General features: G+C 66.8%; 26 protein-coding genes and 1 pseudogene. 14 read left to right on the top strand and 13 right to left on the bottom strand.

The genetic code is table 11. The features are described from left to right. Positions 1 to 129 precede the first annotated feature (129 nt). A pseudogene (gene trxC, locus AAD027_RS18595) lies at positions 130 to 564 on the bottom strand (thioredoxin TrxC); the annotation flags it as partial. 99 nt (positions 565 to 663) lie between these two features. Between trxC and AAD027_RS18590 the strand changes: the two are divergent. Further along, complete coding sequence (locus AAD027_RS18590) at positions 664 to 1749, top strand: tetratricopeptide repeat protein (RefSeq protein WP_341727533.1); 1086 nt, start codon at positions 664 to 666, stop codon at positions 1747 to 1749. Positions 1750 to 1845: 96 nt separating this feature from the next. Here AAD027_RS18590 and thpR read toward each other — a convergent pair whose 3' ends face one another. Together thpR and AAD027_RS18580 are read right to left on the bottom strand one after the other, a co-directional pair. Continuing rightward, on the bottom strand, positions 1846 to 2436 hold the full coding sequence (thpR, locus tag AAD027_RS18585) for an RNA 2',3'-cyclic phosphodiesterase (protein WP_341727532.1): 591 nt from the start codon (positions 2434 to 2436) through the stop codon (positions 1846 to 1848). 163 nt (positions 2437 to 2599) lie between these two features. Further along, positions 2600 to 4717: a M13 family metallopeptidase gene (locus AAD027_RS18580; RefSeq protein WP_341727531.1), complete on the bottom strand. Its 2118-nt coding sequence runs from the start codon at positions 4715 to 4717 to the stop codon at positions 2600 to 2602. 245 nt (positions 4718 to 4962) lie between these two features. Here AAD027_RS18580 and AAD027_RS18575 point away from each other — a divergent pair, with 245 nt between their 5' ends. From AAD027_RS18575 to AAD027_RS18560, 4 genes are all read left to right on the top strand, one after another. Continuing rightward, entirely contained in the window at positions 4963 to 5364 is a 402-nt protein-coding gene (locus AAD027_RS18575; protein WP_341727530.1) for a GlcG/HbpS family heme-binding protein, read from the top strand. A 73-nt stretch (positions 5365 to 5437) separates the two neighbouring features. After that, entirely contained in the window at positions 5438 to 6265 is an 828-nt protein-coding gene (locus tag AAD027_RS18570; RefSeq protein WP_341727529.1) for an SDR family oxidoreductase, read from the top strand. Positions 6266 to 6333: 68 nt separating this feature from the next. After that, complete coding sequence (locus AAD027_RS18565; RefSeq protein ID WP_341727528.1) at positions 6334 to 6840, top strand: nuclear transport factor 2 family protein; 507 nt, start codon at positions 6334 to 6336, stop codon at positions 6838 to 6840. 107 nt (positions 6841 to 6947) lie between these two features. Next, positions 6948 to 7787 (top strand): oxidoreductase, encoded by an 840-nt coding sequence (locus AAD027_RS18560; protein WP_341727527.1) that lies wholly within the window; start codon positions 6948 to 6950, stop codon positions 7785 to 7787. Positions 7788 to 7812: 25 nt separating this feature from the next. On the opposite strand, the gene AAD027_RS18555 is transcribed toward AAD027_RS18560, so the two are convergent. The 3 genes from AAD027_RS18555 to AAD027_RS18545 all read right to left on the bottom strand — a co-directional run bounded on the left by AAD027_RS18555 (position 7813) and on the right by AAD027_RS18545 (position 10394). Continuing rightward, positions 7813 to 8706 carry an AraC family transcriptional regulator gene (locus AAD027_RS18555; RefSeq protein WP_341727526.1) on the bottom strand — a complete coding sequence of 298 codons (894 nt, stop codon included), beginning with the start codon at positions 8704 to 8706 and terminating at the stop codon, positions 7813 to 7815. 252 nt (positions 8707 to 8958) lie between these two features. Continuing rightward, entirely contained in the window at positions 8959 to 9417 is a 459-nt protein-coding gene (locus tag AAD027_RS18550) for a YciI family protein (RefSeq protein ID WP_341727525.1), read from the bottom strand. Positions 9418 to 9509: 92 nt separating this feature from the next. Beyond that, positions 9510 to 10394: a bifunctional helix-turn-helix transcriptional regulator/GNAT family N-acetyltransferase gene (locus AAD027_RS18545; RefSeq protein ID WP_341727524.1), complete on the bottom strand. Its 885-nt coding sequence runs from the start codon at positions 10392 to 10394 to the stop codon at positions 9510 to 9512. 324 nt (positions 10395 to 10718) lie between these two features. Here AAD027_RS18545 and AAD027_RS18540 point away from each other — a divergent pair, with 324 nt between their 5' ends. Continuing rightward, entirely contained in the window at positions 10719 to 11456 is a 738-nt protein-coding gene (locus AAD027_RS18540) for a GAP family protein (protein ID WP_341727523.1), read from the top strand. Positions 11457 to 11626: 170 nt separating this feature from the next. On the opposite strand, the gene AAD027_RS18535 is transcribed toward AAD027_RS18540, so the two are convergent. The 3 genes from AAD027_RS18535 to AAD027_RS18525 form a co-directional block, all read right to left on the bottom strand. After that, on the bottom strand, positions 11627 to 11893 hold the full coding sequence (locus tag AAD027_RS18535; protein WP_341727522.1) for a DksA/TraR family C4-type zinc finger protein: 267 nt from the start codon (positions 11891 to 11893) through the stop codon (positions 11627 to 11629). A 95-nt stretch (positions 11894 to 11988) separates the two neighbouring features. Further along, positions 11989 to 12918 (bottom strand): M14 family metallopeptidase, encoded by a 930-nt coding sequence (locus AAD027_RS18530; protein WP_341727521.1) that lies wholly within the window; start codon positions 12916 to 12918, stop codon positions 11989 to 11991. 72 nt (positions 12919 to 12990) lie between these two features. Further along, positions 12991 to 13497 (bottom strand): hypothetical protein, encoded by a 507-nt coding sequence (locus tag AAD027_RS18525; protein WP_341727520.1) that lies wholly within the window; start codon positions 13495 to 13497, stop codon positions 12991 to 12993. A 308-nt stretch (positions 13498 to 13805) separates the two neighbouring features. Between AAD027_RS18525 and AAD027_RS18520 the strand changes: the two genes are divergently transcribed. The 4 genes from AAD027_RS18520 (at position 13806) to AAD027_RS18505 (ending at position 18223) form a co-directional block, all read left to right on the top strand. Next, positions 13806 to 14111 carry a hypothetical protein gene (locus AAD027_RS18520; protein ID WP_341727519.1) on the top strand — a complete coding sequence of 102 codons (306 nt, stop codon included), beginning with the start codon at positions 13806 to 13808 and terminating at the stop codon, positions 14109 to 14111. Then, complete coding sequence (locus AAD027_RS18515) at positions 14108 to 14578, top strand: YaiI/YqxD family protein (protein WP_341727518.1); 471 nt, start codon at positions 14108 to 14110, stop codon at positions 14576 to 14578. Before AAD027_RS18520 ends, AAD027_RS18515 begins: the two co-directional genes overlap by 4 nt. A gap of 32 nt (positions 14579 to 14610) precedes the next feature. Further along, on the top strand, positions 14611 to 14931 hold the full coding sequence (locus AAD027_RS18510) for a DUF6122 family protein (RefSeq protein WP_341727517.1): 321 nt from the start codon (positions 14611 to 14613) through the stop codon (positions 14929 to 14931). A 751-nt stretch (positions 14932 to 15682) separates the two neighbouring features. Then, the gene (locus AAD027_RS18505; RefSeq protein WP_341727516.1) at positions 15683 to 18223 is read left to right on the top strand and encodes a TonB-dependent receptor plug domain-containing protein; all 2541 of its coding nucleotides are present in this window, start codon (positions 15683 to 15685) and stop codon (positions 18221 to 18223) included. A gap of 193 nt (positions 18224 to 18416) precedes the next feature. On the opposite strand, the gene AAD027_RS18500 is transcribed toward AAD027_RS18505, so the two are convergent. After that, the gene (locus tag AAD027_RS18500) at positions 18417 to 19376 is read right to left on the bottom strand and encodes a phosphotriesterase family protein (RefSeq protein WP_341727515.1); all 960 of its coding nucleotides are present in this window, start codon (positions 19374 to 19376) and stop codon (positions 18417 to 18419) included. 491 nt (positions 19377 to 19867) lie between these two features. Between AAD027_RS18500 and AAD027_RS18495 the strand changes: the two genes are divergently transcribed. Continuing rightward, positions 19868 to 20812 carry a pirin family protein gene (locus tag AAD027_RS18495; RefSeq protein ID WP_341727514.1) on the top strand — a complete coding sequence of 315 codons (945 nt, stop codon included), beginning with the start codon at positions 19868 to 19870 and terminating at the stop codon, positions 20810 to 20812. A 157-nt stretch (positions 20813 to 20969) separates the two neighbouring features. After that, entirely contained in the window at positions 20970 to 21764 is a 795-nt protein-coding gene (locus tag AAD027_RS18490) for a hypothetical protein (protein WP_341727513.1), read from the top strand. A gap of 46 nt (positions 21765 to 21810) precedes the next feature. Here AAD027_RS18490 and AAD027_RS18485 read toward each other — a convergent pair whose 3' ends face one another. Continuing rightward, positions 21811 to 22860 carry a S66 peptidase family protein gene (locus tag AAD027_RS18485; RefSeq protein WP_341727512.1) on the bottom strand — a complete coding sequence of 350 codons (1050 nt, stop codon included), beginning with the start codon at positions 22858 to 22860 and terminating at the stop codon, positions 21811 to 21813. 180 nt (positions 22861 to 23040) lie between these two features. On the opposite strand from AAD027_RS18485, the gene AAD027_RS18480 reads away from it, so the two are divergent. Together AAD027_RS18480 and AAD027_RS18475 are read left to right on the top strand one after the other, a co-directional pair. Next, a complete protein-coding gene (locus tag AAD027_RS18480; protein WP_341727511.1) occupies positions 23041 to 23658 on the top strand; it encodes a dihydrofolate reductase family protein in 618 nt (205 codons plus the stop codon). A gap of 98 nt (positions 23659 to 23756) precedes the next feature. Further along, positions 23757 to 24236, top strand: coding sequence for a VOC family protein (locus tag AAD027_RS18475; protein ID WP_341727510.1), 480 nt, complete (start codon positions 23757 to 23759; stop codon positions 24234 to 24236). 67 nt (positions 24237 to 24303) lie between these two features. Here AAD027_RS18475 and AAD027_RS18470 read toward each other — a convergent pair whose 3' ends face one another. Further along, positions 24304 to 24765, bottom strand: a complete 462-nt coding sequence (locus AAD027_RS18470) for a hypothetical protein (RefSeq protein ID WP_341727509.1) — start codon at positions 24763 to 24765, stop codon at positions 24304 to 24306. 395 nt (positions 24766 to 25160) lie between these two features. Next, positions 25161 to 25475 (bottom strand): hypothetical protein, encoded by a 315-nt coding sequence (locus tag AAD027_RS18465; RefSeq protein ID WP_341727508.1) that lies wholly within the window; start codon positions 25473 to 25475, stop codon positions 25161 to 25163. Positions 25476 to 25943 lie beyond the last annotated feature (468 nt).

Genomic DNA, 25943 nt, shown 5'->3' with positions numbered 1-25943 from the left:
ACATCGAGCGGTTCTACAACCCGCTGCGGCGGCACTCGACGATCGGTTATGTCAGCCCCATCGAGTTCGAGAAACAGGCGGGACTACATTAGGAGGGTGTCCACGGAACCGGCAGCAGGCCAGTCCACCCAGCTGCGCCCGTACCCAGTACACAATGGCATCGGCCGTCATCGCGCCGGACTGCCGTCCCAGCTCGCGGCCGCTGCGCAACAGCACCAGCGTGGGAATGCTGCGGATGCCGAAGCGGTTGCCCAGCCCGGGCCAGGCTTCGGTATCCACCTTGGCCAGCCGGACCCGCGGCTCCAGCAAAGGCGCGGCCTGCTGGTAGTGCGGCGCCATCTGCAGGCAAGGGCCGCACCAGGGTGCCCAGAAATCCACCAGCAGCGGCAGCGTGCCGCGCAGGGCATGGCGGTCGAAGTCGGCGTCGTCCAGCGCCAACGGCATGCCGGTGAACAACGGCCGATGGCAGCGCCCGCACTGCGGCGCCTCGGCCAGCCGTGCCGGCGGCACGCGGTTCATCGCGGCGCAATGGGGACAGGCGATCAGGTGGCCAGATGCGTCCATGCCCCATGTTAATGCCGATGACGGCACATATGCTGCACTGCCGCAGTGCTTACACTTTGATCCCATGGCATCACGCCCACCTGCATGGAGGGTATCGACATGATCGCCTTCATCATGGCGGCCGCACTGGCCTTGTCCACCAGCGAATCCGTGCCGGCTCCGGACCCTGCCGCAAGCAGTGCTCCGCCCCGCCCCGAACAGGTACTGGCCATACCCGACGCATTGCGCCAGCAATTGCGTACACAGGTGCTCGCCCGCCGCGTCCCACCCAGCGAGCGGTTGAACCGGCTGGTGCATTTCATGTTCGATCCCGCCGGCCTGGGCATGACCTATCGTGAAGACGCCACCCATACCGTGGCGCAAGCCTACGAAACCCGGCAGGCCAATTGCCTGACCTTCACCCTGCTGGCGGTGGCGCTGGCGCGCGAGGCCGGCCTGGACGCCTACGGCCAGCAGATCGAGGAGACCCTGGCCTGGCGACAGGAGGCCAACACCATTTACCTCACCAACCACGTCAACGCCGGCGTACGCGCCCGCGAGCAACGGCTGACCGTGGACGTAGCCTGGAACACGGTGATGGCGCGCGATCCGCCGGAGCCCATCAGCGACGAACGCCTGCTGGCGCACTACTACAACAACCGCGCGGCGGAACTGATGGCCGAAGGCCGGCCGGCGGAAGGGCTGGCCTACGCGCATCTCTCGCTTGTGCTGGATCCGACGTATGCCACCAGTTGGAGCAATGCCGGTGTCCTCTACCTGCGCGACGGCGATCCCGTCCATGCCGAACAGAGTTACCTGCACGCCCTGCAACTGAAACCGATGCATTCCGGTGCCCTCTTCAACCTGACCTCGTACTACCAGCGCGCTGGCGACACCACCCGTGCCGCACGGATGCAGGCACGATTGCAGGTCGTGCAGTCGCGCGACCCGTTCCACCACTTCCTGCTGGCCACCAAGTACGAGCGCCAGGGCGACCACGCCCGCGCCGTGGACCATTACAAACGGGCCATCCGCCTGTATTCCGGCGAACACCGCTTCCACTTCGGCCTCGCCCGGGCCTATTTCCAGATGGGCGACACCCGGCGTGCCGGCAAGGCGCTGGCCCGCGCCCGCGAACTGAGCGAAGGCGACACTCGCCAGCTCTACCAGGCCAAGCTGGACATCCTGCGCCGGCAAAGCCACTGAATCGCATGCAGCGGTGCAAGAGCGAAGATACAGGCGCACGCACCGCCCTGCGCGGCGCATGAACGGCGCGCGGCCCTTCCTATCGACGCCCCACCGTCAACCCAGCCGCCATTCTCCCAGCCGTTCGTAGTCCGGCTCGCCCTCGATGCTGTGCAGCAGATGCACGGCCTGAGGGTGCAGCACGAGCGGGGACACGTCGACCGGCGCGGTGCGTGGCGGCACGTAGCCCAGGGTCAGGTGCGGCACGAAGCTGCGGCCGACGTGCTGCTTGAAGCCCGCGCGCAGCAATCGCTGCTGCAGGCCGCGCCAGAACGCCACGACCGCCTCGCTCGGGTGCAGCGCCGCCAGCGTCAATGCCGGATTCCTGGGATTACCCAGGCACAGCAGATGATCCAGCGCGATCGCCACCGGGTCCGCGCGCCAATCCCCCATCGCGTCCACCGCGGTGCGGATCAGGTCCCGCCTGGGCTCATCGCTTTCGCCCAGGAAATGCAGGGTCAGGTGGTAGCGCGCGGGCCGCACCCAGCGCGCCTGCGGGTATGCCGGGCGCAAGCCCTCGGCCAGTTCGGCCAATGCCTGCTGTTCTCGTTCGGACGGCACCAGCGCGAAGAACAGCCGATGCCGACGCCCCGGCTGGGGAGCGCCGAACAGATCGCCCTGTTGGGATGAAGCATGGGGTGCGGGCATGGCGCAGTCGCGTGTCGCTATACCCGCATCATCGGCGCGATCGTACGCCACATGCAACCCGTGCATCGATCGCGGACATGCCTGCGGTGGGCTTGAATCCACCGCAGGCGGGAGGATCGCAAGGTGGTGGGCCGGGGCCCGCCCTACGGATTGGTGGAAGCGGTCACCAGATCCGCACGCGGTCTTCCGGGGCGATCCACAGCGCGTCGCCCTGCTGGATGCCGAAAGCCTCGTACCACGCATCGATGTTGCGCAGCGGGGCGAAGGCGCGGATGTGGCCGGGCGAGTGGGTGCCGTTGACCAGTTGCTGGCGCAGCGCATCGTCGCGCCACAGCGTGCGCCACACCTGCCCCCAGCCCATGAACAAGCGCTGCTCGCCGGTGAACCCGTCGATCACCGGTGCGGGCTGGCCACCCAGCGAGCGGCGGTAGGCTTCCAGCGCGATGGTCAGGCCGCCCAGGTCGCCGATGTTCTCGCCCATCGCCACGCGGCCGTTGATGTGCATGCCCGGCAACTGCGGGAAGGTGTAGGCCTCGTACTGCGCGCCCAGCTTGGCCGCCTGCGCCTCGAACTTGGCCGCGTCCTCGGCCGTCCACCAGTCGCGCAGCACGCCCTCGCCGTCGGACTTGCGGCCCTGGTCGTCGAAACCGTGGATGATCTCGTGGCCGATCACGCCGCCGATGGCGCCGTAGTTCACCGCCGGATCGGCATCCGGATCGAAGAACGGCGGTTGCAGGATCGCGGCCGGGAACACGATTTCGTTCTTCACCGACGAGTAGTACGCGTTCACCGTCTGCGGGGTCATGCCCCATTCGCCCTTGTCCACCGGCTTGCCGATGCGGTTGCGGCGGTACTCCCACTCGAACCGGTTCGACCGCAGCGCATTGCCGAACAGGTCGCCATTGACCACCTGCAGACCGCTGTAGTCGCGCCAGGTGTCCGGGTGGCCGATCTTCAGGCCGAAACCCTGCAGCTTGGCGCGCGCCTCTGCCTTGGTGGCCGGACCCATCCATTCCAGCGCGTCCAGCCGCGCGCCCATCGCCGCCTTCACGTTGGTCACCAGCGCATCCATCTTGGCCTTGGCGTCGGGCGGGAAGTACAGCTTCACGTAGTCGCGGCCGATGGCCTCGCCCATCGCGCCGTCGGCGAACGAGGTGCCGCGCTTCCAGCGCTCGCGCTGCTCCGGCTGACCGGACAGGAACTTGCTGCGGAATTCGAATTCGGCCTGCGCGAAGTCGCGCGACAGCAACGGCGCGGCGTTGTCCACGGTCTGGAACGCCTGCCACGCCTGCAGCGTGGCCACGTCGGTGTCGGCGAAGATCGCGGCGATCCGGGGGATGGCGCTGTCCTGGCGGACCACCGCGCGTTCGGTGCCGTCCACGCCGGCCGACCGGAAGAAGGTCGCCCACGGGAAACCCGGCGACTTCGTGGCGAAGTCGCCCAGCGCCAGCGGGTTGTAGGTCTTGTCGCGGTTGCGGCTCTCGGCGCGCGTCCAGTGCGCCTCGGCGATGCGCGTTTCCATCGCCAGGACGGCCTTGGCGTTGGCCTCGGGCCGGTCCCAGCCGGCCAGCGCCAGCATCTGCGCGATGTAGGCCTGGTAGCGCTCGCGCTGCGGAGCGAAGTTGTCGCGCAGGTACATCTCGCGGTCGCCCAGGCCCAGGCCGGACTGGCTGAGGTACAGCGCGTAGCGGTCCGGGTCGCGCTGGTCGTCGGTGACGCTCAGGCCTAAGAAGCTGCCGGAGAAACCGCCGCGCGCGCCCATCAACGCGGCCAGCTTGTCCTTGTCCGTCGCGGCGCGGATGTCGGCCAGCAGCGGTTGCAGCGGCTGCGCGCCCTTCGCCTCGATGGTCTCCTCGTCCATGAAGGCCTGGTACAGCGCGGCGATCTTCGCCGCGTCGCCGCCGGTGGCCGGGTCGCCCAGCGGGTAGCTTTCCACCAGCGCCCGCAGGCGTGCCTCGGACAGGTCGCGCAGCAAGGCGAAATTCCCGTAGCTGGAGCGGTCGGCCGGGATCTGCGTGGTGTCGGCCCAGGTGCCGCTGACGTAGCGGAAGAAGTCGGTGCCCGGCTTGGCGCTGCGGTCCATGCCAGCGGTGTCGATGCCCCACGTGCCGAAGCGCTTGGCGGCGATGGTCGTGGCGGTGCCGCCACCCGTATCGCCGGCATCGGCGAACAGGAGCTGCACTTGGCAGCCATCATCCAGGCAGCCGTGGTCTTCATGCGCGGCCAGCGGGGCCGACAGGGCGAGGGCCAGCAGAGTCGCGGTGGACAGGGTGTTCTTCAAAGCGGTCTCCGGTAGCGGAACGGACGCGCGCATCGCGCGCAGGCGTGCCCGTCAGGATACCGGTCGCCGCCGGGCGGCGACCGTGCCGTAGGTTGGTCGGGCCTACCAGGACACCAGCGGCCGGCACGGCCGCAAGATCGGAACAGCCGCCGAAACCCATGGACAGCGCCCCGCGGGCCCGCTGCCTAACCTGCTCACCACGGAATCGCGGGGCGTCTCCCACGGTCCGAACCTGGAGCAGAGACATGATCACCACCCATCAGGCCCGGTCGCTGATCGCCGCAGGCGAGGCCCGGGCGGACGCCCTGGGCGTCCCCGTCAACATCGCCGTGCTGGATGCCGGCGCGCACCTCAAGGCCTTCGTCCGCCAGGACAGCGCGGTGCTCGGCTCGATCGACATCGCCCTCAACAAGGCCCGCACCGCGGCGCTGTTCCGCGCTCCCAGCGAGGCGCTGTGGGACTACGCCAAGCCCGGCGGGCCGTCGCCCGGACTGGAGAACAGCAACGGCGGCCTGACCGTATTCCCCGGCGGCCTGCCCCTGCTCGACGCACAGGGCGCCCTGATCGGTGCCGTCGGCGTCTCCGGCGGTGCCCCCTCGCAAGACCTCGAGATCGCGCAGGCCGCGGCCGCTGCGCTTTCCGCCTGATCCGCGACACCCGGCCACATCCCGCACCACACGACACGACTTCCAACCGACAGACACGCAAAGGAGAACCGTCATGACCACCAACGCCAACAACAAGACCATCCTCATCACCGGCGCCGCCGGCGGCTTCGGCAAGGGCGCCGCCATCGGCATGGCCCGCAACGGCCACAACATCATCGCCACCGTGCACGTGTCCTCGCAGGTCACGCCGCTGCGCGAGGAAGTCGCCCGCCTCGGCCTGGACGACAAGATCCGCGTCGAGCGCCTCGACCTGACCGACCCCTACGACATCAAGCAGGCATTGACCTGGGATTTCGACATCCTGTGGAACAACGCCGGCATGGGCGAAGCCGGCCCGGTCTGGGAGATCCCGGTCGACCTGGTCCGCAAGAACTATGAAGTGAACGTGTTCCTTCCGCTGCAGCTCACCCAGGGCGCGCTGCGCAAGTGGATCGCCGAGGGCAGCGCCCGCGGCAAGAAGGTGGTGTTCACCTCATCCATGGGCGGGCTGTTCACCCCGGCCAACTGGGGCACCTACGTCTCCACCAAGCACGCGCTGGAGGCCTTCGCCGAAGCCATGCAGCAGGAACTGGCCGACTACGGCGTGAAGGTGCAGACCATCAACCCCGGCGCCTACTACACCGGCTATAACGAGACCATGGCCGACAACCCGTTCCGTTGGCTGGACGACGATTACCACTTCACCAAGCGCGCCGACCTGCGCAAGGGCTTCGACGATTTCTTCGCCACGCCGGAAGGCAAGATGGATGCGCAGGAAATGATCGACCGCATGATCGAGATCGTCCCGGCCGACACCGGCAAGTTCCGCAACGTCGTGCCGAAGGTCATCGAGGACATGCTCAAGGCGCACCAGGCGGCCGCCTGGGATAACGCCATCTGATCCCCCGCGTCCCCGGGCGGTCCGCGCGCCGGGCGGCGGCCCGGGACCTGATCCATGAGGAGACCGAAATGAACATCCGCCTTCCCCGCACCACCTTCCGCACCATCGCGCTGGGCCTGCTGGTGCTCGCCGCGACCTTCGCGCTGCCGGCTTCGGCGCAGGCGCAGGACCCGGACCGCAACACCGACATCGTGCGCCAGGCGTTCGACGCCTGGGCCGCCGGCACCGGCGGTCCCTACGACCTGCTGGCCGACGACGCGGTCTGGACGATCACCGGCAACTCGCTCGCCGCGAAGACCTACGAAAGCCGCGAAGCCTTCCTCAGCGAAGTCATCCGGCCCTTCAACGCGCGCATGAGCACCGGGCTGAAGCCGACGATCCGCAACCTCTATAGTGATGGCGACACCGTGATCGTGTTCTTCGACGCCAGCGGCACGGCGCGCGACGGCAAGCCCTACGCCAACACCTACGCCTGGTTCCTCGAACTGCGCGACGGGCGGATCGCGAAGGCTTTCGCCTTCTTCGACAGCATCGCCTTCGACGAATTCTGGACCCGCGTGTCGCCCGCGCCCTGACGCCCGCGACGATCCCGCGGCGGAGCCATGGACGGCAAGCCCCCAACCTCCCGGGTTGGCGAATGCCGGCCCAACACCCCCTCACGCTTCACGCAAGGAGAATCCCCATGAAGACCTGGTTCATCACCGGCGCCTCGCGCGGTTTCGGCGCGCTGATCGCGCAACGCGCGCTGGACAACGGCGACAACGTCGTCGCCACCGCGCGCAACCCGCAGGCCGTCGTCGACCGCCTCGGGCAACATGCCCGCCTGCTGCCACTGGCGCTCGACGTCACCGACGAGGCGCAGGCGCGATCCGCCGCCGACGTCGCGGTGCAACGCTTCGGGCGCATCGACGTGCTGCTCAACAACGCCGGCTACGGCCTGCTCGGCGCGGTCGAGGAAGTGTCCGGCGCCGACGTCGAGAAGCTCTACCGCACCAATGTGTTCGGCCTGCTCGCCGTGACGCGGGCGGTGCTGCCGCACATGCGCGCGCAGCGTTCCGGCCGCATCCTCAACATCTCGTCCATCGGCGGCTACCGTGCCGGTGCCGGTTTCGGCGTGTACTGCTCGACCAAGTTCGCGGTCGAAGGCCTGTCCGAAGCGCTGCATGCGGAACTCGCGCCGCTCGGCATCCATGTCACCGTGATCGAACCGGGCTACTTCCGCACCGACTTCCTCGACACCACCTCGCTGTCGGTCAGCCCGACGTCGATCGCCGACTACAACACCACCGCCGGCGCGGTGCGCAACCTGGCGTCGGACCTCAACCACGCGCAACCCGGCGATCCGGAGCGGCTGGCGCGGGTGCTGGTCGAATTCGTCGATGCGCCCAACCCGCCGGTGCGCCTGCCGCTGGGCAGCGACACCGTTGCGGCCATCGAGGCCAAGCACAAGGCGGATGCCGCGATCCTCGCCGAATGGTGGTCCGTATCGGTCTCGACGGATTTCGCCGACCGGGCGGCGTGATCCGCTATCGCGCCGTGGCCTGTGCTTACAGGCTGCGGCGATAGGCCGTCGGCGTGGTGCCGCTGATCCTGCGGAACGCGGCCGCGAACGACGACGGCGTCTCGTAACCGACCGAGAGCGCGATGTCGGTGACCGGCAGCGTCGCATCGGCCAACAGTTGCCGGGCACGCTCGATGCGCAGCCGCACCAGCCATTCGTGCGGCGTGCTGCCGGTGGCCTGGCGGAACGCGGTGCAGAAGTGATAGCGGCTCAGACCGGCCACGCCGGCCAGGTCGTCCAGGCCGATCGGCGCTCCGAGACGTTCGCGCATGTAAGCGGTCACTTTCTTGACCTGCCATGTCGCCAGGCCGCGCCGGGCCTCCGCCGGCTGGATCGCGCCACGCGAGGAATGCCCCCGCAGCAGTTGCGTGACCAGCAGGTCGGTGGCCTGTTCCACGAACAGACGCGAGGAGGAATCGGCCACGTCCGCTTCGCGGCCGAGCATTTCCATCACCCTCGCCGCGACCGGATCGTCGAAGCCCACGCGGGCCAGCAATTCGACCTCATCGCCGCCACCGATCTGTCCGGCGCCGGCGCGCAGCCGTTCGTCGGACAGGAACACATGCGATACGCCGATCGGTCCGGCGATATCCCAATCGCCGTCGTGCCCCTGCGGGATGATGGTGATCGAGCCGCTGCGGGTGGTGGACAGCAGGCGGTCGCCACCAGTGCGCCACAGGATTTCCTGCGGTTCGCCGTAGTACGTGATGATGACGTGTCCGACCATGGCGGGCAGATGGTCGTGCAGCGCGCCATGGCCCCAGGGCCGCGTCAGCCGCGTATCCCCGCGCAGCGACCCTGCCGCCACCGGCGGGGCACGGTCGAGGATGCGCGCGAGCGCGCTGGGCGCGTTGCCTAAGGCAGTGGCGGTCTGCGTCATGCCCTTCCAGGAATCCGGTGGTCTCGGGCGGCTCCGTCAGGATACTCCTTCCCGGCCGCATGCCGCAGCCGGCCGGCGCACGTCCTCAGGCGCGTCGCGCTACCCTGCATCGTCCGCAGGCGCCCCTGCGCCATGCCCGCCTTCACCCCGGCCGTTTCATCCGCGAGACTGCACGGACATGCGTCGGCAAGAGACGGCGCATGCGGATCCGGGCATCGTGCGCTGGGCCGGAGCCCACCTCCATGGGGTCCGCTATTCCGGCGCCAGTCGGCCGTGCAGTTCGGGGATCATCATCACGGCGGCGGAGCCGTACCAGGGATGGTATTCGGCCACCATTTCGCCCTGCCGGATCACCGGGTCGGTCTCGGTGAGACGCTGGGCCTCCTCGACGGTGTCGACGGCCAGCAGGAACAGCCCGCGCCAACCCGCCGGATCGTTGGAGAACGGCCCCGCCAGGGCCAGCTTGCCCTCCTTCGACAAGCGTTCCATGTTGGCGAAGTGGCCGGCGAACATGGTATTCCGCACGTCTCCATCGGGAACGCGCGCGGGCCCGGTCTTCAGGATCACCAGCACGTAACTGCGCATGCCGCGTTCGTCAGCGCCCACGCGCTCGGCCAACGCGGCATCGAAGGCCGGTGGCGCCTCCTGCGCGGTCGCCGGCGTGGAAAACAGCCATCCGGCCGCCAGTGCGGCCCACCACCATCGTTTCATCGCCTGGTCTCCTCCCGACGCATCGGAGCGGCAAGCGTAATCCCAGCCGGACTCGAATGCCTGTGTCCCCATCCGGTGGGCCTGGGCCCACCCTACACGCGGCGCTTCTCGAACCAGTGGTCGGCGTACGGGTTGTCGTTGTACGCGGGGATTTCGCGGTAGCCGTTACGGGCGTACAGCGCACGCGCTTCGGTGAGGCTGCGGTTGGTGTCCAGCCGCAGCGTATGCAGCCGCATGGCGGCGGCCTGCGTCTCCAGCACGTCCAGCAGGCGCTGGGCGATGCCCAGCCCGCGTGCGGATGGCGCCACCCACATCCGCTTGATCTCGCCCACGCCCGGGCCGGTGACCTTCAACCCGCCGCAGCCCACCGCATCTCCATCGAGCCGGGCGATCACGAACGCGCCGCGTGGCGGCACCAGTTCGCCAGGGTCGGCGGATACGCTGCGCGAAGCGTCGAAGCCGCCGTCGAAGCGCTCGTCCAGTTCGCGCAGGTAGGCATCGATGCACGCGCGCGCTTCATCCCCGGCCGGATCGGCCATCGCGATTTCCACCGCCGACGCGCGCAGCAGGCGCTCCACTTCGGCCATCGCCTCGATCAGGCGCCGGCGCTGCGATTCGCCCAGCGGCGCCAACAACGAGGTGGCCAGCGTCTGCGAGCGATCATCCAGCGCGTCCGCTTCGCGCCGGCCCTTGGCGGTCAGCGTGATTCGCCGCATGCGGGCGTCGCCGGGCGATGGCTGCACGCGCACCAGCCCTTGCGCTTCCAGCGACCGCAGCAAACGGCTCAGGTAGCCGGAATCCAGAGACAGCCGCGCGCGCAGGTCGCGCACGTCGGCGCCGCCTTTGCCGATTTCGAACAGCAGCCGCGATTCGGCCAATGGCCGCCCGCGCCCCAGATAGTCGTCGGTCAGCACGCCGATGCGCCGGGTGACGGCGCGATTGAAGCGGCGGACATGCTGGATCTGGCCTTCGTCCATTACCTGACTTTAGTCAGATAAATTGGCAAGGTCAATGTGCTGCGCCTGCCTGATCACTGCGCACCCCCTCAGGCATGACGGACCAGTCCGTCCCTTGTGGGAGCGACGTCAGTCGCGATCGAAGGCCATTGCGCAGGGAATGGTTGTTCGCCATCCGGGCGCGCTGCGGCGCGTTCATCATTCTGCGCCACGGGCTGCTATCGGGGCGCAGTCGCGACTGACGTCGCTCCCACACAGGACACGGCCCTGCAGCGTGACCAATGTCCCTCGGTATCCACGAGCGCACGGGTTACGCTCGGTGCCACTCCGGTCCTCCTCGATGCCATGGACGCCCTGCTGCCGGCCCTGCTGCCGCTCGCCCTGCTCGACAGCCTGAATCCCTCCGCCCTGGTCGTGGCGCTGTGGCTGCTGTCGCAGCCGCGTGCCACACCGCGCCTGCTGGCCTACGTGGGCGGCATCCTGGTGGCGTACCTGGGGCTGGGCGTCGCGATGATGCTGGGCTTCGGCGCCGCGCGCGACACGCTGGCCAGCGTACTCGACCATCCCGTCGCAATGGTGGTGCAGGCGTTGCTGGGCGCGGGCCTGCTGGCCTACGCGATCTTCGCGCCGTCCACCGCGCACCAGGCGCGCGAACCGCGGGCACCGGCCAGCGACCGGCTCTGGGCCTTCGTGCTGCTGGGCATGACGGTGACGGCGGTGGAACTGGTCACGGCCCTGCCCTATTTCGCCGCCATCGGGCTGATGGTCGCCGCCGACCTGTCGTGGATGCAGTGGCTGCCGCTGCTGGTGGGCTACAACCTGGTGTTCGTGGCGCCGCCGCTGTTGCTGCTGGGCCTGCACGGGCTGTTGGGCCACCGCACCGACGAACGCTTCGCCCACTGGCGCGAACGCCTGCAACGCGGCGCGCGGGAGACGGCGCTGTGGATCTTCGGCCTGGTGGGCGTGGGATTGCTGGGCGATGCGGCCGTGCGGTGGGTGGAGGCCAAACGAACGGCACGGGACGGCGCCGTGGCGCTGACGATATCCGCCCCTCCAGTGCACCCTGGTCCGGTACGCAGTTGACATCATCCTTGGCCGCGACGCGCCAAGCCCTGTAGGAGCGGCTTCAGCCGCGACCGTGGTCCATGACAACCGTAAAGGTTTCCGGAGGTCGGGAGTTTCCGGTCGCGGCTGAAGCCGCTCCTACAGGCGATCTCGATTGTCAGGCATCGACCGCCACCAATACGCCGCCATCAACGCAACTGGCTGTCCTTGCTGCCGCGGCGGTTGTACAGGCCGGCGCCTTCCTGCTCCCGGTCCGCTTCCTCCTGGCACGCCACGCACAACCGCACGCCGGGCACCGCCTTCTGCCGCGCCAGCGGGATCGGCTTATCGCATTCCTCGCAGTGCGTAAGGCTGGGACCTTGGGGCAGATTGCGGCGCGCGCGTTCGATGCCGTCCTTCACGGTCGCGTCGATCTGGTCCTGCACGGCGCCATCGCCGGCCCATCCGGTTGCCATGGGGTTGCCCTCGCTACGTCATGCCACCGGGACAGCGTACGCCCAGCGGTTGAATGGTGTTTCACGAAAGGAAATGGGGCCGTGGCGGCCCCGCTTCAACCATGCGCCAGAGCGTAGTCGATGGCCGCGCGCACCGCCGCCACCTGTGCGTCGTTGCACTGCTGCGGAGTGGCCCTGGGGCTGTCCGGATAGACCTCGGTCGTTGTGGTGTAACGGGCATTCGTCACCCCCGCGCACAGGCCCAGCGGCTTGAACGGGTACCGGATGATGCCTTCGGCCACCACCGGCGAGCCGATGATCTCGCCATTGGCGTCGGCCGGGGCGATGTGGGTGACCTTGGCCACTGCCTCGATCACCGCTTGCTGGAACGCGGGCTGCGGGTTCTCGGTGTCGTCCACCAGGTAGAAGCCGTCGGGGATCTCGCCCGGCTCGAACGGGTTGCCGTCGCGTGTGGCCAATGCGGGACGGAACTCGGTCTCGTCGCTGTCGGTGGTCTCGTGCAGGTCGATGTGCATCGCCGCCTTGTCGCGGATCGGCGCGACCAATTGGACGAGCGCAGCCGATTCCTGCGCGGGGCTGTTCTCGCGGAAGGAGCGGTTGGGATCGATGGCGTCGGCGTTCCAGCGATGGATGCGCTCGTAACCCCACGGACTGACGCAGGGCGCCACCAGCAGGTTGGCCTTGCCGGCATAGTCCCCCGCCCGCTGATCGAGGAATTGCAGCGCGCCATGCACCCCGCTGGTCTCGTAGCCATGCACGCCACCGGTCACCAGCATGACGGGCAGCGCGTCGTCCCAATCGCGGCTGCGCACGGCGAACAGCGGGTACTTGCCGTCCTGCCCGTAATCCAGTTCTCCGTACTGCCGCACGTCGAAGCGCTCGCGCATGCGGTCGATGACCGTCAGCACGTCGGCCGCGTAGTTGCGTTGCACGCGCTGCCGCGCGTGCCATTCGGCTTTCTCGGCGGCGCCCCAGGGCTGGCCGGGGGCGCCGATGGGATAAAAACGCTGCGTAGTGGCGGCCATGGCGAAGATCCAATCCTGCGCGTTGCTGAACGCGTATTTTACACCCGTGCCATGATCGTACTGCCGGACACGCTACCTGCGGCCAGCGATGCGATGATGCGTGCAATACTCCGCCAACGCCCGTTCGTACAGTTCTTCCGGCGTGGAGGGGTCACCCACCAGCAATAGCATGTTGCCCCGGGCCAGCAGCAGTTGCCGCTCGGTATACGTCGTCGGCCCCAGCCGATCGAAGCTGGACGCCGCCTCGGCGAAGCCTTCCGGCGTATAGCGGAACTCCTCCTTGGCGCGACCAACGCAGATCGACAGCGCATCGACGCCCAGCATGCGCCGGAAGCCGTCGGCCGCGCTCCGCACGGAATTGGCGGTGAAGTCCTCGTAGGACACGCCGAACGCGAACAGGAACGACAGCGCGACCGCCGTCCCGAACAGGAAGCCGCGCAGGTTCTCGACCATGAATTTGGTGATCGGGCTTTTCTTGATGTCGAACCGCCTCTTCAGCAGTCGGAACACGCCTTCAGGTACGAAGTACAGCAGCAGGAACGAGAGCAGGATTTCGATCAGCGGCAGATAGAATTTCATGGCATCCCCTTGCAGTTCCTTTCCGCGGGCACTGTCTCAACAGCCTGCCCGTCTGTCTACGGCATCATGTACACCCTCATCATGGAGTGGGTGGGGCCCCGAACCAATCCGGGCGGCGAATGCCGCGGCGGGTCTAAACAACGGCGGCACAAGGGCCGCGTACGCTTCTTAGCGCATGGATTCGACATCTGGTTGCCTCCCGCAAGCTTGACGCCCTGTCTCACCCGCCCTGCGCGGCAGGTGCGGCGTGATGGGCCTGGCGAGGGACATGGCGGATCTCCTGCGATGGACGGCCTGATGCCGTGGCGATGAACCGCGCCAGCACGGATCGGCACTCTCCCAAGGGCGGCGCAAAGCCCCCGTTTCAGGCAACATCGCCCACCTCATGGCCGAAGCGGGCTATCGTGTACGGGTGGCCGGCGCCCTGCGCGCAGGCATCCGTCCTCAACCCCTCCCTACACGTGCATCCCATGGCCAAACCCAACTACTCATTCGAGAAACGCCAGCGCGAGCTGGCCAAGAAGAAAAAGCAGGACGAAAAGGACGCGAAGAAGCGCGCCGAGCGCGAAGCCGCCCGGACCGACGCTTCCCCGCCCGCGCCCGAACCGGAATGAACGACGCGGCTGCCGCGCCCGCCCAGATCTGGGTGGACGCCGACGCCTGCCCGGGGCCGGTGAAGGAGATCCTGTTCCGCGCCGCCGAGCGCGCGCAGGTGCGGGTCACGCTGGTCGCCAACCAGTGGTTGCGCACGCCGCCTTCCCGGTTCGTCCGCGCGTTGCAGGTGCAGGGCGGCTTCGACGTGGCCGACGACGCCATCGCCGAGCGGGCGCAGCCGGGCGACCTTGTCGTTACCCAGGACATTCCGCTGGCCGCCCGGGTGCTGGAGCGCGCCGCGCAGGCCATCGATCCGCGTGGCGAACGCTATACGCCCGACAACATCGCCGAGCGGCTGTCGATGCGGAACTTCATGGACGAACTGCGCGGCGCCGGCGTACAGACCGGCGGCCCCGCGCAGTTCAACGCCCGCGACCGCCAGGCCTTCGCCAACCAGTTGGACCGCTGGCTGGCCGCGCGGCGCTGAGCGGCGGCGCCATCATCGCGAAAGGCGATCCCGTGTCCGAATTCGAACTTCGCCCCCTGCTCCACCTGCTGCTGCATGTGCTGGTGCCGGTCGCCACCGCGCGCCTGTTCTGGCCCAAGGAATGGAAGCGCGCCGCGCTGTGGATGCTGGCCGGCTGGGCGATCGACCTGGACCACCTGCTGGCCGACCCGATCTACGCGCCGGGGCGTTGCAGCATCGGCTTCCATCCGCTGCATACCTGGCCGGCGATGGCGGTGTATGGCGCACTGGCGATTCCGCGCAGGACGCGGTGGTTCGGGATCGGCCTGCTTATCCACATCGCGCTGGATGGCATCGATTGCCTGTGGATGTGATCCATACACCCGACACCCAGCCACAGGATCGATCTGCAACCGGCCTGGCGCGGATTGCGCGCATGACGCGTATGCAATGACACCGCGAGGTGCGGAGCGAAGCGCTGGCGCCGAGTTGTTCGCATACAACCCTGTCCGAGTCGCGAACCGGCTTTGAAACCCGGCTTGCGGCCGCAGCGATCCAACGAGTTCGGGAACAGACAGCAGGCCACGCGCTGCCCGTAGCGTCCTGACCAGCCCTCCCGGCCGGTGGAATCCGGCGCATGTGCCGTCCCCGAATCTTCCCGCCCGAGTCCCGACCCCGCCCCATCGATTCACCGGATGCCGCACCGCTTCCCTTGAGCAAGGGAAGCGCGCCATGCCGTGGATGACTGGCGGTTGCGTGATCGGTCCGCTGCGCCTCTTCCCGGCCCGTTCCACGCACCAGAACGGTGCGGCTTCCGGCCGCCGGCCCACGGGATGTGACGCGCATCCACGGATACGACGATTGCGCCCCTGATCGATGCACCACGATGCAGCGCAGCAGAAAAAACGTATGGGGTATGTATTTGCAATTACTTGATTTAAAAAGACATTTTTATTGCGAGAAGATTCAATTCCTGTTAAAGCTTGATGCAGCGCAGCAGGAGTGGAGGGCCCTGTTGTCGACTGAAAAAAACATATCGCACACCACCAATTCCAAAGGGATGCATGCATGGACAAGAGCGTACGGAAGTACCCGCGAGTTCCAAAAACGCAGTTGGCGTCCGCAGTGAAATGGGCCTTGGCCGCCGCCGCGCTGGCCACCGGCAACACAGCCGTGGCGCAGACGGCCGCCACCGATGAACCCGCCACCCTGGACACGGTCTCGGTACTGGGCAGCCGAAGCCAGCCGCGGTCGGTCTCCTCTTCCGCCGTGCCCATCGACATCATCAGCGGCGAGGAATTCCGCAACCAGGGCGCGACCGACGCGCTGGACCAATTGCGCGTGCTGGTGCCTTCTTTCAACGTCAGCACCATCCCGATCGACGACGCGGCCAGCCTGATCCGCCCGGCCAACCTGCGCGGCCTGCCGCCGGACAATACGCTGCTGCTGGTCAACGGCAAGCGCTTCCACCGCTCGGCGGTCATCACCTTCCTGGGCCACGGCCTGTCCGACGGCGCGCAGGGCCCGGACCTGTCGGTGTTCCCGTCGCTGGCGCTGCAGCAGGTGGAAGTACTGCGCGACGGCGCGGCCGCGCAATACGGCTCCGACGCCATCGCCGGCGTGATCAACTTCGGCCTGAAGCAACTGCGCGAAGGCGGCACCGCCGAGGTCTTCGCCGGCCAGTACTACGAAGGCGACGGCTTCACCACCCAGTACTCCGCGCAGATCGGCCTGCCGCTGACCGAACGCGGCTTCGCCACGCTGACCGCCGAATGGCGCAAGGCCGACGACACCTCGCGCAGCGTGCAGCGCGACGATGCCGCCGCCGCGGCCGCCGCCGGTTACCCGGGCGTGCCCAACCCGGCGCAGATCTGGGGTTCGCCCAAGGTCGACGACGACATCAAGTTCGTCGCCAACCTGGGCATTTCCGGCGACAACGTGGACTTCTACCTGTTCGGCAACTACGCCCAGCGCGACGTGGACGGCGGCTTCTACTACCGCGACCCGACGGCGCGTTCGGGCGTGTACTCCAACGATGGCGGCGAGACCCTGCTGGTGGGCGACCTGACCGGCGCCGGCGCGTGCCCGACCATCGCGCTGCGCGACGCCGACGGCAACCTGATCCCCTACAGCACGGTCAGCACCGCGGTGGCCGCGCTGCCGGACAACTGCTTCAGCTTCCTCTCGCTGCTGCCGGGCGGCTTCACCCCGCGCTTCGGCGGCAAGCTGGAGGACTATTCGGTGGTGGCCGGCGCCAAGGGCACCTGGGGCAGCAACTGGCACTGGGACGTGAGCGCCTCGTACGGCCGCAACGACATCGACTTCATCATCTACAACACGGTCAACGCCTCGCTGGGTCCCGACCAGCCCGCGGGCTATTACTTCCGGCCGGGCGGCAACACGCAGACCGAGAAGGGCGTCAACTTCGACGTCGGCCGGGACTTCGAGACCGGCTTCACCGTCGAGCCGCTGCGGCTGGCAGCGGGCGCGGAGTGGCGCGAGGAGAGCTTCGAGATCACCGCCGGCGACGCCGCCTCCACCGGCATCGGGCCGCTGACCGAACAGGGTTTCGCGCTGGGCTCGAACGGCTTCAACGGTTTCAGCCCGCGCACCGCCGGCACCTTCGATCGCAAGAACTGGGCGGTGTACCTGGACGTGGAAGCGCAGTTCACCGAGCAGTTGCTGCTGGCCGCGGCGGTCCGGCACGAGGACTTCGACGACTTCGGCAGCACCACCAACGGCAAGCTGACCGGCCGCTTCGACTTCACCGACACCTTCGCCGTGCGCGGCGCGGTCAACACCGGCTTCCGCGCGCCCACCCCGGGCCAGGCCAACATCAGCCAGATCAGCACCGTGTTCGGCGGCACCGCCCTGGTCGATATCGCCACGCTGCCGCCGACCAACCCCATCGCCCAACTGAAGGGCGCCCGGCCGCTGACCCCGGAGGAGTCGAAGAACTTCTCGCTGGGCTTCGTCTGGAGCAGCGGCGACTGGCTGGTGACCGTCGATGGCTACCGCATCGAGGTGGAAGACCGCATCGCGCTGAGCACCAGCTTCGACCTGACCGACGAAGAGCGCGCGGCGCTGGTGGCGTCGGGCAATCCGGAAGCGGCTTCGATCTCGTCGGTCACCTATTTCGGCAACGCCTTCGACACCACCACCACCGGCGTGGACCTGGTCACCAGCTACGAAACCGGTCATTTCGGCGGCACGACCACCTACTCGCTGGCGGCCAACTGGAACAAGACCGAGGTGGACCGCTACAACGCGGACTTCATCGACGAAGCGCGCGTGTACAAGCTGGAAGAGTCGCTGCCCAAGACCAAGGGCTACTTCAGCGTCAACCACCAGCGCGAGGTCTTCCATGCCAACCTGCGCCTGGCCTACTACGGCTCGTGGTACGAGGACCACCTGGACAGCGGCGTCATCCGCGTCGAGGACGGCGGCCTGCCGATCTACGAGGGCAGCAAGGTCATCGTGGACGCCGAGGTGGGCTGGAAGTTCGCCTCCGGCCTGTACGTCAACATCGGCGCGCAGAACCTGTTCGACGAGACACCCGACGACAACCCGTGGGGCGCGGCGGTGGCCGGCGCGGCCTATCCCGTGCACTCGCCGTACGGCTTCAACGGCGGCTTCTACTATGCACGGGTGGGCTGGAAGTTCTGACGCAACCGCAGTCGGTACCGCTGTACGGCAATGCCCCCGGAAATCCCGGGGGCATTGTATTTGCGGCGCATATCGCCCGCATCGGACCGCCCTGCCATCCTCGACCGCGAAGACGGTGGGCCAGGGCGCTCCCTACGGCAACCGCCGTCCACGCCAACACGCCGCGGACATGACCCGATCCGCTTCGGCGGCCCTACCGCCGTTGCAGGTCGAACGCGAAGGCCTGCGCCGGATTGCGCACGAGCAGCGTGTGGATATCGTCCTCGCCGAAACCGTTGCCGCGCAGCGCCGGAATCAGCTCAGTGAAGAGCGGATGGAAAGGATGGAACTCACCGCCGCGCGGCGCGCTGGCGTTGTACCAGCCCGCATCCTGCGAGAGCAGCACGCGGTGCAGCAATCCCTCGTCGCGCATCCGTCCGAGCAATTCGAGGTAGCGGTCCACCTGCCCGGGACGGAAGCCGTCGAACGACACCCAGGCGCCGCGTCGTGCCGCGCGGACGTGGTGGTCGGCCACGGCTTCGTTCTGCGCGTGCACCCAGACCCAGGCCGAAAGCGCGACGCCCTCCGCTTCCAGCAGATCGAGTTGCTCGAAGGCGCAGCGCGCGTTGCGCCCCGGTTCGACCTCTTCCCACGGCCCGATGTGGGCGGCGATGACCAGACCCGTTTCCCGGTGCGTGCGGGCGGCGGCGCGCACCACCTTGCGCTCGAGATCGCTGAGCGGGTCGCCCTCCAGGCCCAGCTTGATCAGGCCCGGACGCACGTCGCTGCCGTCGATGCCGTGCCGCCATTCGCCGGTCCAGCGTGCGGCCAGTTCGTCGCTGCTTTCTTCCAGCACATGGGGCGGGACGAACCGTCCAGCGACGGCGAGATAGGCCCCGGTCGTGGTGAGCATGTGCAGCCCGCTCGCCTGGGAGAGGCGCCGGATGAGCAGCGGGTTTCGCCCGATGGTCGTCGCCGTGCAATCGACCAGCGTGCGGCAGCCGAGGTGGCGGATCTGTTCCAGATAGGGAAGCACCACTTCGACCACTTCGTCCAGGTCGAGCGGCAGCGGCTGCGCCACCTGCTCGGCATGGGGTCGCAGGTCGGCATACAGATGCTCGTGGGCGAGCGTGATCCCGAGATCGGCCGCGTCGACGGGGCCGTTGACGGTCATGACGCGACCGCCACTCTCCCCGGCCGTGCGGGCGAGCCGGGCGCAGCCGGGGAAAGCGAAGGCGATCGATGAGGTCACCAGCGTTGCGAGAAATCCCCTGCGATGCATCGGAATCCCCTCCGCAGAGCGTGGTCATTCCTTCCCGGGCAAGACGGACGGGTTGCGGCGATCCCGGGTGGTCTGCTGAAGATACGCCAGACTGCGGCGAAGAAAAACGTACTTTTTCCCGCATTCCTCGCCCCGCATGCCGGACGAGGGTGCCGAAGAGCCCGCTCCGTGAAGGTGGAGGCGGTTGAGGGCCGCTACGATACGGTGCCCCACGGAATCATCGGCGCAGGATCCCGGCGCTTCGCCCGCCTGCCCTTCCCGGTATGGTCCTGAATACCTGGTATCAAGAATCATCCTCCTTGTCGTGCCCGTCCATCGCCAACAGATAGGACATGGGCCGCGTCGCGCACGCGGCCATCGACTTGCCACAAGAGGAATCCCGAATGAATGCCGTATCGAACACTGGAACCAGCGCGGTAGCCGGAACCGCCCTGCCCGAACGCCCCATCGCACGGAAGACGCGCGCGGGCGCGCCGGCGCCCGGCTTCGCGGGGCCCGGCCACACCGCAATGGAGGTCGTGCGCCCCGACGCACTGGCGCGGACGGACCCCTTCGTGCTGCTGATGGACGACACGCTGGACTTCGCGCCCGGCCAGCCCGTGGGCGAAGCGCATCCCCATGCCGGGCTCGAGACCGTCACCCTCGTCCTGGAGGGCTCGCTGGACGACGCGGACGAGGGCCTGCTGCAAACCGGCGACCTCGCATGGATGACGGCGGGCCGCGGCCTGGTGCACAACGAGCACGTCAAGGCCACCGGCCATGCCCGCATCCTGCAACTCTGGGTGGCGCTGCCGCGCAGCAAGCGGGACGGCGATCCCGACCTGCAGGTCGTCCCGCTGGAAACGCTGCCGTTGCGAAGCGAGCCGGGCGTCCAGGCGCGTCTCTACAGCGGCAGCACGGGAACGCTCACCTCGCCCACGCGCAACCGCGTGCCGATGACGATCGTGGATTTCCTGCTTGCGCCCGGCGCATCGACCACGCAGGCGTTGCCCGGGGCCTACACCGGCTTCCTGTACGTGATCGACGGTTCCCTGCGCGCCGGCCACGAAACGCTGTCGTCCGGCGATATCGGCTGGCTCGAACGTGTGCCGCACGACGCGACGCGCCTGGGCCTGGAGGCGGGGTCGAGCGGTGCCCGTGTCGTGCTGTACGCGGGCCGGCCGCTGGACGAACCGATCATGCAGCACGGCCCCTTCGTCGCCGGATCCCGGGAAGAACTCGCCGCCTACTACCGGGCCTACAGCGCCGGCACCTTCCGCCGGATCAGCGAACTAGGACGCGACGGTAGCCGGGAAACGTACGCTTCACCATATTCCGCCCGCAGATAAATACGTTTACATCGGGCGAAGCAAGACAGGCCGCATCCTGTTCCGCCCGGTGGATGTCCGCGCGGCCCGCCGTGGTCCGTTCTACAGAACGCGCAGGAGATGGCGCACATCCCGTTGGCGACTGGAGAACGCAATGGTCATTCAGAGGAACAATTTGATGCTGCCGGAATTCGACAAGGCCGTCGGCAAGCACAAGGATGCGGCACGCGCGCTGTGTTTCGGGGATTCGTGGTTCCAGTACCCGCCCCACCCGACCGATCTCAACAAGCAGATCGCGAAGCTGTTCAAGGGAACGCTGTTCCTGCGGGAAGGCGTCGCCGGCCGCGACAGCGCGATGTGGAAGCGGGCCCTGCCCCGGATCCAGCGGGAGATCGGCACCTATCGCTTCCATGCCATCCTGCTCTCCACGGGCGGCAACGACATCGTCGGCAGCGAACTCAGCGAGTACGTGAAGACCGCATCGCAGCCGCAGTCCCCCGGCGATTTCCCGTGGGGGGAGATACCGGTTGCCGTGTTCGACCACATCCGCCTGGAAACGTTCGGGCTCGCCCTGCGCTACGCGGTGAACGACATCAAGGAAGTCGTGCAGTTCCGGGACTTGTATTCGCCGGAATCCATCATCTACGTGCACAACTACGATTACATCTGGCCGTCCGGCATCGGCTACAAGCTCGGCCCGTTCAAGATGGAACCCTGGGTGAAGCCGTACCTGGACGACGTAGGCCTGACCGACAAGAACGCGCAACGGGTGGTCACCCACTGGCTCATCGACCAGTTCACGCGCGAACTCAAGGCCTTCGTTTCCCAGCGCGCCAACATGGTGCTGGTGGACTCCCGGGGCGCGTTGAAAACGCAAAGCCAGTGGGAAAACGAGATACACCCCACGGCCAAGGGGTTCGAGACCATCGCGCGAAGGTTCTGGAAACCCGCGCTATCCGGGGTCCTTCGTTGAACTGGCGGGCGAAAGCGCACTCGCCGCGACACCGCCCCTTCGCCGATCAGGCCTGGAACACCGGCTCCAGCAAGCGGAACGTGCCGGCATCGGCGTCCATCTCCACTCTGCCCCCGACCGGCACGATGAACTGCTGGCGGATGTGGCCGATCATAGCGCCGCGGTAGGCGGGGATCTTCAGCGGCTTGATGTGGTCGTCGAAGATCTGCGGCAGCGTCAACGAACCGTAGCCGTCACCGGGATCGCAGTCGGTGCACTCGCCGAAGACCAGGCCGGCGATCCTGTCCAGCGCACCCATCAGCTTGAGGGTGCTGAACATGCGGTCGATGCGGTACGGCGCTTCCGACACGTCTTCCAGGAACAGGATCTTGCCGGTGAAATCCGGCAGGTACGGCGAGCCGGCCAGGGCCACCAGCACCGACAGGTTGCCGCCAACCAGTTCGCCCTGCGCCTTGCCACCGGTAATGGCGACGGTGCGGTTCCTGCGCTGTACCAGTTCGTCGCCGGTGTCGGTGATGTTCTGGTACCGCATCAGTTCGCGGTCGAAGAACACGCGTCGGAACTGGTCGGCATTGAAGCGGTTCCAGCTGCCCGAGCCGATGGGGCCATGAAAGCTCACCAGACCGGCCTGCGACAGCAGGGCGTTGTGCAGGGCGGTGATGTCGGAATAGCCCAGCAGCACCTTGGGATTGCGGCGGATGAGGTCGTAATCGAGCAGCGGCAACAGGCGGGCGGCACCGGAACCACCGCGCGCGCAGATGATGGCCTTGACCTCCTTGTCGGCGAACATCGCATTGAGATCGCCGGCGCGCTCGGCATCGCTGCCGGCCAGGTGGCCGCGCCGCGCTGCAAGGTGCGGCCCCACCTTCACCTTGAAGCCCAGCGCTTCCATCGCCTCCTGCGCGAGTTGCAGGTCGAACGGGTCGTCGGTGGCGGCCGAGGGGCTGACCAACGCGACGGTGTCGCCCGGGTTGAGCGGTGGCGGCAGCAGGCGCTTGGGCAGAGTGGCGGCGAGTGCGTGGCGGCTACCCGCGATGGGCAGCATCAGCGCCGTCGCGGCCAGCGCCGCGGTCCCCAGGAAGTTTCGCCTGTGCATGTCGCCGCCTGTCGATGGAGTCCGGACCAGCTTAACAAGCGCCGGCATCGCGTGGCCTCACCCGGCCTTGGGGCAGGCCCAAGCCCCTCCTGCATGCAGGGTCGACCCGCGTGTCGATTCCCCCGACTGTCGTTCGTCATCCAAGAGAAGCGGACACGTCGATCCGCAGGGAAATCCGGCATGCGCAAGCTCATCGTGGCCGCCATGACCAGCTTGGACGGCGTCATGCAGGCGCCCGGAGGCCCGCGGGAAGACACCAGCGGCGGCTTCGCCCATGGCGGCTGGATCTGGCCGTATGCGGGCGGGGGCGAGGCGATGGGCGGCGTGTTCTCGCGCCCGTTCGCGCTGGTGCTGGGGCGCCGCACCTACGACATCTTCGCCGGGTATTGGCCGCAGGTGCCGAGCGATGCGCCGCACGGCAACATCGCGGATGCGTTCAACGGTGCCACCAAGCACGTGGCCACCCACCATCCCGGCACGCTGGCATGGCAGAACAGCCATGCGCTGGGCCCGGATGTCGTTGCCGCGGTGCGTGGGCTCAAGCGCGGCGACGGCCCCGACCTGGTGACCCAGGGCAGCACCGACCTGCTGCACCAGCTGCTGGCCACGGACCTGGTCGATGAGTTGCGCCTGCTGGTCTACCCGGTCCTGCTGGGCCGTGGCAAGCGCCTGTTCGATGACGGCACGCGGGCGTCGGCGTTCCGGCTGGAGGAATCGAAGACCTCGGCCACCGGCGTGCTGATCACCCGCTACCTGCGCGACGGCGAGGTACGGACCGGTACGCCCGGGGGCGACTGACCCGCCCCTCTCCCCCTCCGGTTTCACCCCGCGTTTCGAATGGGTCCGGATGATCGGCCCGACGCTGTTCCGACCCGCCCCGACATGAGGAGAACGACATGATCCCCAAGAACACGATCTGCCTGTGGTTCGACGGCACCGCGCTCGAAGCCGCGACGTTCTACGCCAGGACCTTCCCCGACAGTGCGGTGAAGGCGGTGCACTACGCGCCGGGCGACTATCCGTCCGGCAAGGAGGGCGACGAACTCACGGTCGAGTTCACCGTGCTGGGCATCCCCTGCCTGGGCTTGAACGGAGGCCCGGCGTTCAAGCACAGCGAGGCGTTCTCGTTCCAGGTGGCCACCGACGACCAGGCGGAAACGGATCGGCTGTGGAACGCCATCGTCGGCAACGGCGGCCAGGAAAGCGCCTGCGGCTGGTGCAAGGACAAGTGGGGCCTTTCCTGGCAGATCACGCCTCGCGCGCTGACCGAGGCCGTCGCCGACCCGGACCGCGCGGCGGCCAAGCGCGCCTTCGAGGCGATGATGACGATGGGCAAGATCGACATCGCCGCAATCGAGGCGGCGCGGCGGGGCTGAAGGCGCGGCAGCAGTGACGGAGCTGTTCCAAGCGGTATCGCACTTCGTACGGAATCTATCCATTCGCTCAGTTTACTCGCCACAGAGCCAAGTCATCTGGGGTTCCGCGCATCAATACCTCACTCACTTTGAGTGCAAGATCGCTGTTTATTTCCAACGTGCGAGCCGCCCGGTGTCCGATCTGTTGTGTAAGCAATAAAATTCCCTCGTTGATGAGGCGAGTCCTGCAGGAGCTTATCAGTTCAATGACCTCAGCCTCAGCGCTCGCATCGGAGAACTCCCATCTTGGTATCCACACAGGGGATTCAGGAGTCCCTTGAGCCTGTTCAAGCAGATAATTCACTCGTTTGCATACAGATCGCTCGATCTTTACAACTGCAAAAAGCCGATCATCCTGATCCGAACTCCAAGCCACAAGAATAAAGTAGCAATCTGTATTATCTAAAAGGCCTTCGGCAAATCCTTCTGTCGCACCATCGTAGTAGTCAAAAGCGATCAGTTTTACGTCTTCCGAGGGTTCAGGCTGCATAGTTATCGTCCAAATGCCTTATTGAAATTATCAGCCACTTATTTTGTTACTGGCTTTGGCAACTCAACCGCAACATGCCCTGGATCGTTCTTGGTGGGAGTGGCGCGAACTCCGTCCTATCGGCAACGTTTCCTGCTCTGGAACTCGACGAAACCATGTTAGGCGGCACCAGAAGGGGAAACGGGGCTGGGGCGCCGCCGGCCGTTCTTCGTACCCGTGGACACCCAAGGTCAAAAACCAATTAATTTCCCCTTTAGGTCTTTAGGTTGGTTCCCTTTAGGTCGCGTGCATTCGCACGCTTTGCCTCGCCCACCAGCAGGAGAGTGGTTGGGGCGATGCCCACCTATCCCTTTGAATCTAGGTCCGGTTTTCTTAGGAATTACCTAAATTGGAAGCTAGTCCTCGGCAGGACTTATTAGTCTGAGCTTCGCACGATTTGTCCCATCAAACTCAAAGCTGCTTATGGGAAGCACTTGCGATGCGTCCAACGAACCTCCTTGCACGAGAGATTCAAGCTTTTCGCGAGCTTGATGCAAATCGTCTCCTGCAAAGTAGATGCTGTAACTGGTCGAGTATTCATCCTGATCTTCATCAAAGGTGCTATCAAGCACCCAAAATCGTTGCTCCCGATCCGAGGCCAGTATCAATCTTGGAATGTCATAGAAATCTCTGTAACTCACAATCGTGAGCCATGTCATCGGAAGTTTCATTGGATTCGTTCCGGTTTCGGTACAGGATTCGGCTGAGGTGCGCCAAAGTTACTCCGATCGCCCAATTTAACGTCAACATGCTGTCCATTCATTTGGCCTGACCGAGTAGGCTCAGGCGCAACACGCACTTCGCCACCGCCCGCTCTGATCTCGCCCGCAGTCGAGGTCCGAATTGTTCCATGAGGAACTCCCTTGGCTGCCTCAGCAACTGTTCCACCCTGCGACCCAGAAACCACCTCGCCCGGGACGGGTGCTTCGCCTGTGCCTCCACGCACAATGACTGCCGCATCAGGGACATCACCTGGGGCATGCAAGTCACTTGTGGTTCCAGGCTTTGGTGCAGAATGGCCTGCTGCCGATTTCACAGACACCTAGTTTAGGTGCAATGATGAAATCGGAGGTGGTAAATGGCAAAGCGGACGTTCACGCCCGAGTTCAAGCTTGAGGCGGTAAAGCTGGTCCGGGAAC

The sequence above is a fragment of the Pseudoxanthomonas putridarboris genome, from assembly GCF_038321125.1.
Classification (GTDB): domain Bacteria; phylum Pseudomonadota; class Gammaproteobacteria; order Xanthomonadales; family Xanthomonadaceae; genus Pseudoxanthomonas_A; species Pseudoxanthomonas_A putridarboris.
The sequence above is the reverse complement of the archived record's forward strand: the minus strand, read 5'-3'. Positions and strand labels throughout refer to the sequence as shown.